This window comes from Pseudophaeobacter flagellatus, assembly GCF_021228235.1.
Taxonomy (GTDB): Bacteria; Pseudomonadota; Alphaproteobacteria; order Rhodobacterales; family Rhodobacteraceae; genus Pseudophaeobacter; species Pseudophaeobacter flagellatus.
Window position 1 is genome coordinate 322,151 of record NZ_JAJQRG010000004.1, and the last position, 15,346, is coordinate 337,496.

The 15,346-nt window shown below is 59.5% G+C and carries 14 protein-coding genes; 6 read left to right on the top strand and 8 right to left on the bottom strand.

What is annotated here, in order from left to right:
• Positions 1-59 precede the first annotated feature (59 nt).
• From LRK71_RS10530 to LRK71_RS10555, 6 genes are all read left to right on the top strand, one after another.
• Positions 60-1,550 (top strand): 1-acyl-sn-glycerol-3-phosphate acyltransferase, encoded by a 1,491-nt coding sequence (locus tag LRK71_RS10530; RefSeq protein ID WP_232403243.1) that lies wholly within the window; start codon positions 60-62, stop codon positions 1,548-1,550.
• A gap of 111 nt (positions 1,551-1,661) precedes the next feature.
• Positions 1,662-2,948 (top strand): crotonyl-CoA carboxylase/reductase, encoded by a 1,287-nt coding sequence (ccrA, locus tag LRK71_RS10535; RefSeq protein ID WP_232403254.1) that lies wholly within the window; start codon positions 1,662-1,664, stop codon positions 2,946-2,948.
• A gap of 288 nt (positions 2,949-3,236) precedes the next feature.
• On the top strand, positions 3,237-3,956 hold the full coding sequence (locus LRK71_RS10540) for a helix-turn-helix transcriptional regulator (protein WP_232403255.1): 720 nt from the start codon (positions 3,237-3,239) through the stop codon (positions 3,954-3,956).
• A 128-nt stretch (positions 3,957-4,084) separates the two neighbouring features.
• Positions 4,085-4,726 carry an acyl-homoserine-lactone synthase gene (locus LRK71_RS10545; protein WP_232403256.1) on the top strand — a complete coding sequence of 214 codons (642 nt, stop codon included), beginning with the start codon at positions 4,085-4,087 and terminating at the stop codon, positions 4,724-4,726.
• A 72-nt stretch (positions 4,727-4,798) separates the two neighbouring features.
• The gene (locus LRK71_RS10550) at positions 4,799-6,334 is read left to right on the top strand and encodes an ATP-dependent DNA helicase (protein ID WP_232403257.1); all 1,536 of its coding nucleotides are present in this window, start codon (positions 4,799-4,801) and stop codon (positions 6,332-6,334) included.
• A complete protein-coding gene (locus LRK71_RS10555) occupies positions 6,331-7,083 on the top strand; it encodes an SDR family oxidoreductase (protein WP_232403258.1) in 753 nt (250 codons plus the stop codon). Before LRK71_RS10550 ends, LRK71_RS10555 begins: the two co-directional genes overlap by 4 nt.
• A gap of 262 nt (positions 7,084-7,345) precedes the next feature.
• Here LRK71_RS10555 and LRK71_RS10560 read toward each other — a convergent pair whose 3' ends face one another.
• The 8 genes from LRK71_RS10560 to tsaB form a co-directional block, all read right to left on the bottom strand.
• Entirely contained in the window at positions 7,346-8,125 is a 780-nt protein-coding gene (locus tag LRK71_RS10560; RefSeq protein ID WP_232403259.1) for a TIGR02186 family protein, read from the bottom strand.
• 2 nt (positions 8,126-8,127) lie between these two features.
• Positions 8,128-9,048 (bottom strand): sulfite exporter TauE/SafE family protein, encoded by a 921-nt coding sequence (locus tag LRK71_RS10565; RefSeq protein WP_232403260.1) that lies wholly within the window; start codon positions 9,046-9,048, stop codon positions 8,128-8,130.
• Positions 9,049-9,242: 194 nt separating this feature from the next.
• A complete protein-coding gene (locus LRK71_RS10570; RefSeq protein ID WP_232403266.1) occupies positions 9,243-10,208 on the bottom strand; it encodes an ABC transporter permease in 966 nt (321 codons plus the stop codon).
• Entirely contained in the window at positions 10,208-11,302 is a 1,095-nt protein-coding gene (locus tag LRK71_RS10575) for an ABC transporter permease (RefSeq protein WP_232403267.1), read from the bottom strand. The genes LRK71_RS10570 and LRK71_RS10575 overlap by 1 nt, the downstream gene beginning before the upstream one ends.
• Complete coding sequence (locus tag LRK71_RS10580) at positions 11,303-12,832, bottom strand: ABC transporter ATP-binding protein (protein WP_232403268.1); 1,530 nt, start codon at positions 12,830-12,832, stop codon at positions 11,303-11,305.
• A 252-nt stretch (positions 12,833-13,084) separates the two neighbouring features.
• Entirely contained in the window at positions 13,085-14,083 is a 999-nt protein-coding gene (locus LRK71_RS10585) for a BMP family lipoprotein (RefSeq protein WP_232403269.1), read from the bottom strand.
• A gap of 170 nt (positions 14,084-14,253) precedes the next feature.
• Positions 14,254-14,679 carry a GNAT family N-acetyltransferase gene (locus tag LRK71_RS10590; protein WP_232403270.1) on the bottom strand — a complete coding sequence of 142 codons (426 nt, stop codon included), beginning with the start codon at positions 14,677-14,679 and terminating at the stop codon, positions 14,254-14,256.
• Positions 14,672-15,295 (bottom strand): tRNA (adenosine(37)-N6)-threonylcarbamoyltransferase complex dimerization subunit type 1 TsaB, encoded by a 624-nt coding sequence (tsaB, locus tag LRK71_RS10595; RefSeq protein WP_232403271.1) that lies wholly within the window; start codon positions 15,293-15,295, stop codon positions 14,672-14,674. Before tsaB ends, LRK71_RS10590 begins: the two co-directional genes overlap by 8 nt.
• Between the last annotated feature and the right edge of the window lie 51 nt (positions 15,296-15,346).

A 15,346-nucleotide genomic window follows, 5' to 3' on the forward strand; every position in this document is an offset into this window, starting at 1 on the left:
GTGTTGCCTACTTGGGCGGCGGGCGTTTACCCCCGCTGCAATTGCTATAGGCTTGGTGCATGACGCGTACCGTTGAACTCCCGATTTGGCTTTTAGCCCTGATCCTGCTTTTTGCGGCGGTCACCTTTGCCTCTCATTTTCTGTTTCCATCGGTACGCTGGTTTTTTCGTCGTCGCTTTGAACGCGCGGTGACGCGGATCAACAGGCGGCTGCAACGACCAATCGAGCCGTTCAAGCTGACCCGGCGTTACGATATGATCCAGCGGCTGATCTACGACCCCGAGGTGGCACAGGCGGTGGCGCGCCATGCCACCGATCAGGGTATTCCCGACAATGTCGCCTTTGAACAGGCGCGCCGTTATGCCCGCGAAATTGTCCCGTCTTTTTCCGCTTTTGCTTATTTTGGCCTGGCCATTGGGGCTGCGCGCTGGCTGTCGAATGCGATTTACCGGGTGCGGCTGGGCTATCAGGATAAGGCGGCATTGCAGCAGCTAGATCCTGATGCGACGCTGATCTTTGTGATGAACCACCGTTCTAATATGGATTACGTGCTGGTGACCTATTTGGCAGCGCGGCGTTCGGCGCTGTCTTATGCGGTGGGGGAATGGGCGCGAGTTTGGCCGCTGTCGCGGCTGATCCGGGCGATGGGGGCCTATTTCATCCGCCGTAAGTCGCGCGACGATCTCTATCGCCGGGTGCTTGCCACCTATATTCGCCTAGCGACCCAGGGCGGGGCGACGCAGGCAATCTTTCCCGAAGGCGGGCTAAGTCTGGATGGTGCCTTGGCGCCGCCGCGACTGGGGCTGTTGAAGTATATTATCGAGGCTGGGTCGCCGGATCCACAGGGGCGGGATGTGGTCTTTGTGCCTGTGGCGCTGAACTATGACTGGGTGCTTGAAGATCGCATCCTTACCTCGGCTGCCCGCGCTGGTGAGCGTCGTTTCAAGGCCCGAATCGGGGTGGTCATGGCGCGGATCCTGCGCCAGTTTTGGCTGTGGCTTACCGGGCGCTACCACCGTTTTGGCCATGCGGCGGTGGTCTTTGGTCGCCCGCTGAGCCTGCGTGAATTTGCCAAGAGCACGCGGGCCGAGGACCCCAGCGCAAATCCTGCGGGGCGACTGGCAGAGCCGCAGGCAGAGGTGGACGGCCTCACCCTTTTGCTGGCGCAGGAGCTGTTGTCGCGCATTGGCGCAGCCGTGCCGGTGTTGCCGGTTCCTATGGCGGCCTGGCTGTTGCTGCGCCATGGTGCCATGAGCGCGGAGCTGCTGACACATCATATGAAACAACTGGAAAGTCAGATAGCGCCAGTCAGCGCGCAGCATCACAGACTGAGACTGGAATCCGCCGGAAAAGAGGCGATCCGCATTTTGCTGATGCGTGGTTTGGTCGTGCGCCAACAGGGGCAGCTGGTGCCAGTACGGGCCAAACGCGAGCTGCTGGTCTACTATGCGAATTCTATCGTGCATCTGGTACCTCAGGCCCCGTTGGGCCTGGTGGAGGGCTTGGATGCTGCGAGTGCGAGGGCTCTTTCTGCATCCGCAAAGTCATAAAATTACAATATTAGGTCAAATGGGGTTGCAATATTGCTTGGCAATTTTTATCCATCAGAGAGCAGCCGCGATTCTGCATCGCAGCAATGACCCTTGGAAATGGAGGCCACCATGGCTTTGGACACACAGACCGGACCGCTGTCTTACGAGGCTCCTGAGAAAGATCTTTATGAGCTCGGTGAAATGCCGCCCATGGGATATGTCCCCAAGTCGATGTACGCTTGGGCCATCCGCAAAGAGCGCCACGGCGAACCGGATAGCGCCATGCTGCAAGAGGTGGTCGAGGTGCCAGCTATCGACAGCCATGAGGTGCTGGTTCTGGTGATGGCCGCTGGGGTTAACTACAATGGTGTCTGGGCCGCCCTTGGGCAGCCGATTTCTCCTTTTGATGGCCACAAGGCCCCCTATCACATTGCCGGATCGGATGCGGCGGGCATCGTCTGGGCGGTTGGTGACAAGGTCAAGCGCTGGAAAGTTGGCGATGAAGTGGTGATCCACTGCAACCAGGACGATGGCGACGATGAGGAATGCAACGGCGGCGATCCTATGTATTCGCCCAGCCAGCGGATTTGGGGTTATGAAACACCGGATGGGTCGTTTTCGCAGTTCACCCGCGTCCAGGCGCAGCAGTTGATGCCGCGGCCCAAGCATCTGACCTGGGAAGAAAGCGCCTGCTATACCCTGACGCTGGCCACTGCCTACCGGATGCTGTTCGGTCATGAACCCCATGATTTGAAGCCGGGCCAAAACGTGCTGGTCTGGGGTGCTTCGGGGGGGCTTGGCTCTTATGCGATCCAGTTGATCAATACTGCTGGTGCCAATGCCATCGGTGTGATTTCAGACGAGAGCAAGCGTGATTTTGTCATGGGGCTGGGCGCCAAGGGCGTGCTGAACCGCAAGGATTTCAAATGCTGGGGGCAAATGCCCACCGTGAACACCCCGGAATATGCCACTTGGTTCAAAGAGGCGCGCAAGTTTGGCGCCGCCATCTGGGAAATCACCGGCAAGGGCAACAATGTCGATATGGTGTTCGAACACCCCGGCGAGGCGACTTTCCCGGTTTCCACCTTCGTGTGCAAAAAGGGCGGCATGGTGGTGATCTGCGCCGGGACATCTGGCTTCAACCTGACCTTTGATGTCCGCTATATGTGGATGCACCAGAAACGCCTTCAGGGCTCGCACTTTGCCCATTTGAAACAGGCCGCTGCCGCCAACAAGCTGATGGTTGAACGCCGGTTGGATCCTTGTATGTCCGAAGTCTTTGCCTGGGCTGATCTGCCCGGCGCACATATGAAGATGCTGCGCAATGAACATAAGCCGGGCAATATGTCGGTGCTGGTTCAGGCGCCCAAAACAGGGCTGCGCACGTTGGAGGATGTGCTGGACGCTGGTAAATAGGGCTGTAATCTTGGTTGGGCCTGTCCGCGCGATAGATCTGGCCCTCCGCTAACATCTGACCTTTGGTTGAAACCGGGCGTCGCCTTTCCTGCTATGCGAGGGGAGTGCGGCGCCTTGGCATCGTTTAGAGGCGGGGCAGGTATAAAAACCAGTGACCGCTCAGGATTACGTTGACCTGGCCCCCTTTAGTGTAGAAAAAACGTCAGGAATGGGCGGCTCTTGCTTTGCCCTGGCATTTGGCGTGTGTTTCACCGCCCTGCCATTTCCAAATGATGGGCATTTAGACCGATGGCGACCAATACGGAATTGGACAAAATACTCGAGGCGCTGGACGCAACCACAGCCCTGCCTGGGCTGCAGGCGATCATTGATAGAATTTGTTCCGTTTTTGCGATTGACCATGCCATGTATCACTGGGTCGACAGCGCCGGGGACCACTATTATTTTGGCACCTACTCGCCAGAGTGGACACAGCTGTACCAAGAGAAGAATTACACCCGCATAGATCCGGTTGTGACGGGCTGTTACCAGCGGTTTCACCCAGTGGATTGGCGTCGTCTTGACTGGTCGCCGAAACCGGTTCGCGAATTTTTCAAGGATGCAATGGAACACGGGGTGGGCAATCAGGGGTATTCGATTCCCATTCGTGGCCCCAATGGCCAGTTTGCACTGTTTTCGGTTAGTCACCACAGCGATGGCGCGCATTGGGATAAGTTTACCGAGCAGCACAGCCGAGATCTGATCCTGATCGGGCATTTCCTGAACCGCAAGGCGCTGGAATTTGAGCCGGACCGCGCACCGGAGAAAGCCCAGCCCCTGTCGCCGCGCGAACTGGACGCGCTGACCCTGCTGGGGATCGGTTACAGCCGGGCGCAGGTGGCCCAGACCCTGTCGATTTCCGAGCACACGCTGCGGGTCTATATCGAAAGCGCGCGCTTTAAGCTGGGGGCATTGAACACAACCCATGCAATTGCACGCGCGGTGAGCTGTGGTATGGTTATTATCTAGCGCCTGATTTCAACCGCTTGCGCCCGTTGGCGCGGTCGGAGCCCTGTCGGACCTCTCTTGTGGCTTGGGGGGACTCGCTTGTCGCGCGTAGACTCCCCTTGCATTTCAAGCAAAAGGGGACAAATGCTATGCTTCGTTATATCTATGCCGATGACTTAAAGGCCCATGCCAAACTTGCACATGCGATGTTTGTTGACCGGGCTGATCAGTTTCAAACCCGGCTGGGCTGGGACGTTCAGGTCGATGACAATGGCGAAGAACGTGACCAGTACGATGCTCTCAACCCGCTGTATGTTATCTGGGAAATGCCGGATGGCAGCCATGGTGGCTCTATGCGGTTTTTGCCGACAACCGGGCCGGTCATGGTGAATGACGTCTTTCCAGAGCTTACCAGCGGCAATCCGATTTCAAGCCCGCTGATCTGGGAATGTACCCGGTTCTGCCTGTCACGCGAGGCCAGTGGCTCGGTTGCTGGGGCGCTGACGCTGGCTGGGCTGGAAATCATGCGCAACCTGGCCATTCCGCATTTTGCCGGAGTATTTGATCGCCGCATGGTACGGATCTATCGTAGTCTCGGGTTCAGCCCGGAAATCATCAGCTCAATGGGTACTGGGCGCGACCGCATTAGCCTGGGGCTGTGGGAATACAATGTGCAGGCCTATCACCGGGTGGCGCAGCGGGCAGAGGTTTCGCCACAACTCTCGCAGCGGTGGTTTGATCTGTCCTTTGGCTCCACAGTCAGCCCCCTGTCGCTGCGCCGTGCCGGCTGACAAGGAGGGAAGATCGGGTCCTAAGGGTCGGTTGCGCTGGCGCAGCCGATCCCGGCGTTATAGGGTCGCGCCATGACAGATTTGACCGTGAAATTCTCCGATGATCAGGCCACTGCCTTTGACAGTGTTGCCGCCCTGTTGCGCCAGGCTGGGGTGGATCTGGAGGATGGTTTGCTTCAGCCTCCCATGGGGGAGGCAGGGGTTATGGCGGTGATTGGCAAAGCCGGGTCGGGTAAGACGCTTTTGCTGGCAGAATTGTATAAAACCCTGGAAGGTGCCGGGGTCGAGGTGGTCTCTGGCGATTACGAAAGCCGTAAAAAGACCGGTCGCCGCAGTCTGGCGATTCTGGCCCCCACCAACAAGGCGGCAAGCGTGTTGCGCCTGCGTGGGGTGCCGGCCACCACCATTCACCGCATCCTTTATACACCGGTCTATGATCCCGAATATGAACGAGTTGCCGAATGGCTGGCGGGCAATGGCGAAAAGCCCGAAATCGAAGGGCTGAGCGAAGAGGCTCTGGCTCGTGCAGCGGCCTTTTATGCAACCAACAAATCCATTCCCGGTGCCCTGGCAGTGGCGGGGCTGCGCGGGTCTGATTTCATCACCGGCTGGAAGCGCCGCGAGGATCCGCTTGATATCGGTTTTGTCGATGAGGCCTCGATGCTGGATGATCGCCAGTTTGAAGATCTGAAAGAGATCTTTCCAAATCTGGTGCTCTTTGGGGATCCGGCGCAGCTGGCACCGGTCAATCAATCTGGCTCTATGGTGTTTGAAACCCTGCCACCTGCCCGCCAGTTGGTGTTGCACCGGGTGCACCGCCAAGAGGCGGATAACCCGATCCTGGATCTGGCGCATGCCCTGGCGGATCCGGCGCTGAGCTTTGAAGATTTTGAGCGCATGATCGAAGAGACGGCAGCCCGTGATGACCGGGTGGTCTGGGGCAGCCGGGTCGAGGTGGACCTGATGGCGCGCAGCCCGGTGCTGGTTTGGCGTAATGCCACTCGTATTCGCCTGATCAATGCCTTCCGCGCCGTGCATGGTGCGCCAGCCGATGCCTTGGCCGAGGGAGAACCCTTGATTTGTGATGGCCTTGAATTGCCCTTGAAACATCGCAAAAAGCGGCTTGACCTAGAGGCGCGCGGCCTGATCAAGGGGGCGCAGGTGGTCTATCTTGGACCGGGGCGCAAACCGGGATTTTCGCGCCTGCATGTGATGGGGGCCGAGGATCCGCAGGTTTCCGCCGCTTCGATCGTCAAGATCGAAATGCCGGACGCGGAAGAGCCCTTTATTCCCTATGCGGCCCGTATGGGCGCCACCTTCCTGCATGGGGCAGCGGTGACCATCCATAAGGCCCAGGGCTCGCAGTGGGATACCACCCAGGTCTTTGCCCCGGATATCTATGCCGCCGCGCGCATGGGCCGGGTTGAGGCGGGGCAGCCGTTGTGGAAACGCCTAGCCTATGTGGCGATCACACGTGCCCAGGAACGCCTGATCTGGGTGGTGCGCAACCGTCTGTCCAAGCCGACAGGCCCGCTGCGGGTCGATGATCTGAAGGCCGCCCCTGCTGCTGCCTTGACCTTGGAAATGCAAGAAGAGGCACCATTATGAGCCAAGATTTATCGGCAAAGTCCATTCTGATCACTGGGGCGAGTTCTGGCATTGGGCGGGCGGTCGCAGAGCTATGCCTTAGCAAGGGCTGGCATGTGGGGCTGTTGGCGCGCCGTCAATCCGCGCTGGAAGACGTGGCCATGGGGCATCTCAATGCGACGGTGCTGCCGGCGGATGTGACCGATGCCACTGCGGTGGACCATGCGGTCAATCACTTTGTCATGCAGACCGGGCGTCTGGATGTCTTGTTCAACAATGCCGGGATCTTTACCCCGGCTGGCACCATTGATGAAATTGCGCTGGAGGATTGGTATGCCAGCGTCAATGTGAACCTAAACGGCATGTTCCTGGCGGCGCGTGCGGCCTTTCGACAGATGCGGCGGCAGTCGCCCCAGGGCGGGCGGATCATCAACAATGGATCCATTGCCGCCCAGGTGCCTCGGCCAAATTCGGCACCCTATGCGGCGACCAAATCTGCCATTACCGGCCTCACCCGGAGCCTGTCCCTGGATGGGCGTGCCTTTGATATTGCCTGCGGCCAGATCGATATCGGCAATGCCCGCACCCCCATGGTTGAAGATCTGAGCGCCCGCCAGACGGTGACCGATCCGCAAGGCCCCCCAATGCAGAGCTTTGCGGTGGAGGACGCGGCCCGGTCGGTGCTGCATATGGCGGAACTGCCGCCAGAGGCGAATGTGCAGTTCATGACAGTGATGGCCACCAAAATGCCCTATATCGGTCGCGGCTGAGCAGGTGTCCTGGGCCCGCGGCTCTCCCGCCCGGCTTCAAAGCCCTGTCGGGCATTTCAGCCCGTTGGGCCGGGCGCCGCGCTTGCGCGCGGCGCAAAGACAGAGGCTGCTGAGAGGTCGTGACGCAGCAGTATGCCGCATCACGGCGGTCCTGAGGATCTGTGGATTTTGCCGCCGCCTCAAGGGTGAACCGCGCCAAGGCGCAGCCGCCAGAGGCGGCCCTTGACCCGGCGGCAAACAAGTAGGGCCAAAGCGCCTGCGCCTAGCTGTTGCGCAGCAGCCGGAAGGCGGCAGAGGCACCCCAGCCGGCCAGAATGGCAATGGCCAGCGACATCAGCCCATAGAGGAAGGGCTGTTCGCGCGACATGCCGTAAAGAAACCGCTCCAGTCCGACCTTGCGCACATCGATGTCGGTTTCAAAGCTGGAGATCACCTGTCCGGCGCGGGTCAGGAGAATGCGGGCACTATAGTGTCCCTCGGTCACATCGGCGGGCATTTCAATGGCGGTGCGAAACAGGGTTTGTTGATCTACCGCCACAGTGTTTTCACGCAGGGAATACAGTCCCTCTTTTTCGCGGATGCGCACTACGGCCCTGGCAAAACTCTGGGCGTTGCGGATATTCATTGCGGCACCCACAGACCGGATGGCACGGGCAATAGAGACCCGATAGCGCAGATCTTCGGTATCTGTGATCGTTTCACGGAAGGGGGCGCTGGTGGCGATAGCATAAAAGCTCGGTGCTGAATCAACCAGGACGCTGTCGGTATTGACCCAGATCCCCATGCGTTTGGCCTTGCGGCGCACAGTGACTGGCGAGGTTGGCCCAGAGACCGCCACGATAACCTGCAGGGGCGGGCCTTCAGGTATTTTGGTTTCGCGTTTGATGGCACCAAAGATCAGGATTTCAGAGCCGTCAAAATTGGCGGTGATGGCCACCCGGTCCTGGCTGAGGCCAAGAACCACCTCTTCCTGGGTGGCATATCCGGCTGTGGCCAGGGTGATCAGGGCAAGCAGCACAGGCAAGAGGGGGCGGGAAAACATGGTCAATGCTCCCCTGCTGCGCCAAGCGTGTAGAGTTCATCCGGCATGAGCAAGAGGTCGAGCCCCAGTTTGAGGCAGACGAAGATGACCATCAGTGCCAAGAGAATGCGCAGCTGTTCGGCCTTGAGGTAGACGCCAATGCGGGTACCGATCTGTGCCCCGACAACGCCGCCGATCAGCAGCAGAACCGCCAGCACGATATCGACGGTCTGATTGGTCGTGGCGTGCAGCATGGTGGTAAAGGCCGTGACAAGAATGATCTGAAACAACGAGGTGCCGACAACCACCTTTGTTGGCATCCCCAGGATGTAGATCATGGCGGGCACCATGATGAAGCCGCCGCCCACCCCCATGATGGCGGTAAGGATGCCAACCAGAAGGCCAACCAGAATTGGTGGAATAACTGAAATATAGAGGCCGGAGGTGCGAAACCGCATCTTGAAGGGAAGGGCATGTACCCAGCCCCGTTGTCGGCGCAGGGTCTTGGCACCGCCGGCGCGTCTGGATTTGAAAAGAGCATTGAGGCTCTCAATGAACATCAGGCTGCCAACAATCCCAAGGAAGACGACATAAAAGAGCGTGACCAAAAGGTCGACCTGGCCGAGGCTCTTGAGATAGTTGAACACCAATACCCCGACAGCAGCACCAACGAGGCCGCCTGCCTGCAGTACCATGCCCATCTTGACATCAACCGTGCGCCTTCGGAAATGCGCCAGCACACCGGAAAAGGAGGACGCAACGATCTGGTTGGCACCAGTGGCGACGGCAACTGCGGGCGGGATGCCGATGAAAAACAACAAGGGGGTCAACAAAAAGCCGCCGCCCACTCCAAACATGCCAGAAAGAATGCCTACGATGCCGCCAGCGCTGAGCAGGAGGAAGGCGTTGCCCGATACTTCGGCGATGGGGAGATAGACTTGCATACATAGGTTAGAGCGCAGGGCCACAAAAAAATCAACTGAGGATGCCGCTTTGCAGCAGGCAGGACTGATTTTAAAAAGGAAACTGGACCTATCCCCGGCTCTGCGCATGGCGGGGCAGATCGGTTGGAAAATTTAGCAAAAGGCCCGCAGCCAAGGGTGGTGCGGGCCTTTCGAACTGGATCAGTCAGGGGCGCTTAGCGCTCTTTTACATAGGGCTCGCCGCCAGAGCGCGGTGGGATCGCCTTGCCGACAAACCCGGCCAGAATCACCACGGTCAGAATATAGGGTAGGGCGTCCATGACCTGCACCGGGATGGTCACAGAACCCAGTTCGATATTCTGAAACCGTAGGGCCACGGCCTGCAGAAGACCAAAAAGCAGACAGGCCCCCATCGCCTGCCAGGGACGCCATTTGGCAAAGATCAGTGCCGCCAAGGCGATAAAACCGCGCCCGGCTGTCATATCTTTGACAAAGCCCGCCTGCAGCGCGGTGGCCAGATAGGCGCCGGCAATACCGCAAAGCAGGCCACAGATGGCAACGGCGGCAAAGCGCAGCCCGATGACTGAAACGCCAGCGGTATCCACCGCAGCCGGGTTTTCCCCCACCGCACGCAGGCGCAGGCCAAAGCGGGTCCGGTACAGGATCCACCAGGTTGCGGGCACTGCCAGAAATGCCAGATAGACTAGGATGGAATGCCCCGAGAGCAGTTCGGAATAGATCGGGCCAAACATCGGCACATCGCGAACACTGTCGGCAAAGGGAAAGGTGAGGGGGCCAAAGCGGCCCTCGGTTAGCAGCGAAGGCGTGCGCCCGCCCTGTTTGAACCAGTCCTGCGCGATCAACACGGTCAAACCTGCGGCAAGAAAGTTGATGGCCACACCGGAAATCAGCTGATTGCCACGAAAGGTGATTGAGGCCAGGCCATGCAGCCCCGACAGAAGCATTGATGCGGCGATCCCTGCCAGCAGGCCCAGCCAGACATTGCCAGTGACCGAGGCAACCGCCGCAGAGAAAAATGCCGCCATCAGCATCTTGCCTTCCAGGCCGATGTCAAAAATACCGGCCCGTTCCGAATAGAGCCCGGCAAGACAGGCCAGCAACAGTGGCGTGGCCAGGCGGACGGTGCTGTCCAGCACTTGAATCAGAGTGATGAAATCCATCAGTTGCTCTCCTTGCGCAGGGCCAGGAAGATCCGTTCAAGCGGGATGCGCACCATATTGTCCAATGCTCCGGTGAACAGGATGACAAGCGCCTGGATCACCACGATCAGTTCGCGCGGGATATTGGTCCAGAGTGCCAGTTCTGCGCCGCCCTGATAGAGAAAGCCAAACAGGATCGCGGCCAGAAAGACGCCAAAGGGGTGGTTGCGCCCCATTAAGGCCACGGCAATGCCGATGAAACCGGCACCTTCCGTCGCGTTGAGCACCAGACGCTCGGCCTCGCCCATGACGTTGTTGATTGCCATCATTCCGGCCAATGCGCCCGAGATCATCATGGTGATGATGGTGATTTTCACTGGCGAAATACCGGCGTAGCGTGCGCCTGCCTCGGATTTGCCAAAGGCGCGGATTTCAAATCCCAGCGGCGTGCGCCAGATCAGCAGCCAGACCGCCAGACAGGCGGCAATGGCCACCAGCAGGCTGACATTGGCAGGGGCCGATTTGGAAAAGGCAATGCCAAGCGGCGTCAGCAATTCATGCAGCGTGGGCAGATGTATCGTATCGCTGAACCGGGCCGAGGCCGGATCCATCGAACTGGGGGGTTTCAGCACGTTGACCAGCACATAGTTCAGTACCGCAGCGGCGATGAAATTGAACATGATGGTGGTGATGACGATATGACTGCCGCGTTTGGCCTGCAGATAGGCCGGGATGGCCGCCCAAGCGGCACCAAACAGGCCTGCACCAAGGGTGGCAAACAGTAGCGCCAGCGTCCAGTGCGGCCAGGGAATGAATAGGCAGATCAGCGCAACGCCCAACCCACCAAGCATGGCCTGACCTTCGCCGCCGATATTGAACAATCCGGCATGGGCTGCAACCGCAACCGCCAAGCCGGTGAACATGAAGTTGGTGGCGTAATACAGCGTGTAGCCCCAGCCGTAGCTGGAGCCAAGCGCCCCATCAACCATGAGCTTGACCGCCGCCGTAGGGTCTTCGCCAATCGCAAGGATCACCAGCGCCGAAAGGCCGGCAGCCAGCAGAAGGCTGATCAAGGGAATAAGCACCACATCGGCCCATTTAGGCATTTTTTCCATTTACGCGACCTCCCCCGCGACGCCGGCCATCATCAGGCCAAGCTCTTTCTCATCGGTTTCGTCGACGGCACGTTCGCCCATGATTCTGCCGTCAAACATCACCGCAACGCGGTCGGCCAGCGACAGGATCTCTTCCAGCTCGACCGAGACCAGCAGGATCGCCTTGCCCTGATCGCGCAGCGCGACGATTTGTTTGTGAATGAATTCAATGGCGCCAATGTCGACGCCACGGGTGGGCTGACCAATCAGCAGCAACTCTGGGTTGCGTTCAATCTCGCGGGCGACCACGATTTTCTGCTGGTTGCCGCCAGAAAAGCTCTTGGCTTCAAGCCAGGGATCCGGGGGACGGACGTCAAACTTGGCCATCTTCGCTTCGGTATCGGCGCGCAGGACGGCATTGTCCATCAATAGCCCTTTTTGGTATTCCGGCGCGTGATGATAGCCAAAGGCGACGTTTTCCCAGGCGTGAAAGCCCATGATCAGCCCCTCGCTTTGCCGGTCTTCGGGCACATGTGCCACATGGGCGGCACGGCGGGCACGGGCATCTGATCCGGCCCCCTGCAGCGGCAGATCCACCCCATTAAGCCGGATCACACCTTCGCCGCTGCGCATACCGCCGAGCACCTCTAGCAGTTCCGACTGGCCATTGCCCGCGACCCCTGCGATGCCCATGATCTCTCCGGCGCGCAGGGTCAGGTCGATACCCTTGAGCCGCTCGACGCCAGCCTCGTCCACCACTCGTAGCTGTTCGATTTCCACGATCGGTTTACCGGGTTTGGCAGGTACTTTATCAACCCGGAGCAACACCTTGCGGCCTACCATCAGCTCGGCCAGATGTTCTGGGCTGGTCTCAGACGTTTTGACCGTCGCGGTCATCTGACCACGCCGCATGACGGAAACGGTGTCGGTGGCATCCATGATTTCGCGCAGCTTGTGGGTGATCAGGATGATGGTTTTACCCTCGGCCCGCAGCCGGTCCAGAATGCGAAACAGCTGGTCGGCCTCGGGTGGGGTCAGCACCCCGGTTGGTTCGTCCAGGATCAGGATGTCGGCCTGACGATACAGCGCCTTGAGGATCTCTACCCGCTGCTGCATGCCCACGCCGATTTCATCAATGCGCTTGTCTGGATCGACATGCAGTTCATATTCGGCGGCAAGCTCTTTGAGGATCTTGCGGGCCTTGGACAGCGACGGCATCAACAAGCCGCCGTCTTCGGCTCCGAGCACAATATTTTCCAGCACGGTGAAGTTTTCCACCAGCTTGAAATGCTGAAAGACCATGCCGATGCCCGCTGCGATGGCGGCCTGGCTGTCGGGGATTTCAGTGCGGTTGCCGTTTATCCAGATCTCACCCTTATCGGCTTTGTAAAAGCCGTAGAGGATGCTCATCAGGGTGGATTTTCCAGCGCCATTTTCCCCGATGATACCGTGGATGGTACCGGGGGCGACGCGGATCGAGATATCTTTGTTTGCTTGAACCGGGCCAAAGGATTTTGAAATCCCTTTGAGTTCAATGGCGGGGGCAGTCAATCGGGCTCTCCCATGCGTGAAATCCGATCATGGGGCACCGTTTGGATGCAGGATGCCGCACCGTATTGGTGGGATCCATGGCCAAAGACACAGCCAGATGCCCCGGCTTGGATATCGGCGCGTTTCGATCAGAGGATTTGATGTTGAACCCAATTGCCGTCTGCCACTGGCGGGCAGGCGCATCAGGCGATGGGGGGACCCAGGCCGAGAACAAGGTATGATGACACATTGTCATGGCCTGGGGGTCTTTGCTTAGAACTTCAGCGCGGGGCAGCTGTTGTCGGTATAGTAAGAGACAACCTCGATCTCGCCGTCGATAATCTTCTGGCGCGCGGCGTCAACGGCGGCCTTCATTTCATCGGTGACTAGGTCTGCGTTATTTTCATCCAGCGCATAGCCGACGCCATCTTCGGCCAGGCCCATCGAGAAGACACCGGGCTCGACGGCTTCGCCTGCGATCATCGCATCATAGACGGCGATGTCGACGCGTTTCAGCATCGAAGTCAGGACCTTGCCTGGGTGCAGGTGGTTCTGGTTGCTGTCAACGCCGATCGACAGGATGTTTTCGTCCGCAGCAGTTTGCAGGACGCCAACGCCGGTCCCACCAGCGGCCGCATAGATTACATCTGCGCCCTGGCTGATCTGCGCCTTGGTCAGTTCAGAGCCTTTGACCGGGTCATTCCAGGCAGCAGGTGTGGTGCCGGTCATGTTGGCGATCACCGTTGCATCGGGGTTCACCGCTTTGACGCCCTGGGCGTAGCCACAGCCAAAGTGGCGGATCAGTGGCACATCCATGCCGCCAACAAAGCCAACCGTGTCGGTCTTGGAGGCCATCGCGGCCATCATGCCAACCAGATATGAGCCTTCGTGTTCGGCAAAGCCAACCTGACGAATATTGGGCACATCCAGCCAGGTCACGTCGATCACGACGAACTTGGTGTCAGGATAGTCCGGCGCAACCGAGCTGAGCGGATCGGCCATGGCAAAGCCCATGGTAACGATGGGATTGGCACCAGCCTCGGCAAAGCGGCGCAGTGCTTGTTCCCGCTGTGCTTCGGACTGCAGTTCAATTTCGCGGAACGATCCGCCGGTTTCCTCGGCCCACCGCTGAGCACCGCCAAAGGCCGCTTCGTTAAAGCTCTTGTCGAACTTGCCGCCCAGATCAAAGATCAGCGCAGGTTCCGCCAGGGCAGCGCCCGCAGTCAGAGCCAGCGTCGCAGCCGCGCCCATCAGGGATTTCATCAGCGTCATAAAGGTACTCCCGGTTTGTTATTCCGCACGGTGGCCCGTTGCGATCCGCCAGAGCAGACCTGATTGGCCCCACAGGGTGTGTTATAAAAAAGGTGTGGCAATTTAGCCCTTTGCGCAGGTAGGGGGTCAACCGCTTTTTGACCAATCGGTGCGAAATCCGCGCCGCTTGCCTAACGTAACCCTCTTTGCATCACAATCGCGTCGACCGAAGCGCCATTTGCGCGCGGATAATAGCCCCGTCGTCGGCCGCAGGCAGCGAATCCCTCGCTTTCGTACAGCAAGAGAGCCGGGGCATTGTCGGCGGCCACTTCCAGAAAGCTCTCTGTTGCGCCGCGCAGCTTGGCCTGGGATTGCCAGGCTTGCATCACGGCCCGGCCCAGCCCCTGGCGTTGGTGCGCGGGGTGGGTGGCAAGGGTCAGCAGCTCGGCTTCACCCGCGACAAGCCGCACCAGGGCAAAGGCGCGAGCATCGCCACAGGCTAGCACCAGCGGGCTGTCCAGCAGGGCGGTGAATTCCGTTTGTGACCACGGGCGCGATTGGGTGAAGGCGGCAGCATGGATCTGTGCCATCTGCTGCGAGGTCAGCGGATCAGCCATCAATCAATTGCGGCGGCACATCGCGGGCTGGGGCCGCATCGGCGGCACGCAGATACAGCGGTGCAGGGGGGGGGATCTCGGTCAGGGCACCCGTCTCTAAATGTGCCAGATAGCGGCGGCAGGCCTGTTTTGCGATCTGCTGGGCCAAACCTGCGGGAGAGGCCTCAGGCGCAAAGCTCAGCCCGGCGCAGCGGGCGGCGTCTTCGGCCTCTGTCTCGGGCATCAGACGCGGCGCGTCCTCGTCGGGTAGCTGGGCGTAGACCTGGCCACGGGGCGCGGGTACCGCCGCCAGGGTGCCGCTGCGTGCCCGGGCATCAAACCCCGAGACACCAATTGCAGGCACCTCCAGCCCCAGCGCAAGACCGCGGGCGGCAGAAACTGCGATGCGGATGCCGGTGAAGTTTCCAGGTCCGACCCCAACCCCGATGGCATCCAGATCAGACCAGTTCTGGCCTGTCTCTGCCAGAATCTCTTCGATCAGCGGCATCAGCCGTTCTGCCTGGCCGCGCGTATGGGCTTCAAAACGTTCTGCCAGCACCACATCGCCTTGCAGCAAAGCGGCCGCGCAATGCGCGGCCGAGGTGTCAAAGCCAAGAATCAGGGGCTTGGGGCCCATCCGATTTTCCTTTCAGGTTGCGTGCCAGTGGTCCGCAGCTGTTCGGCATTG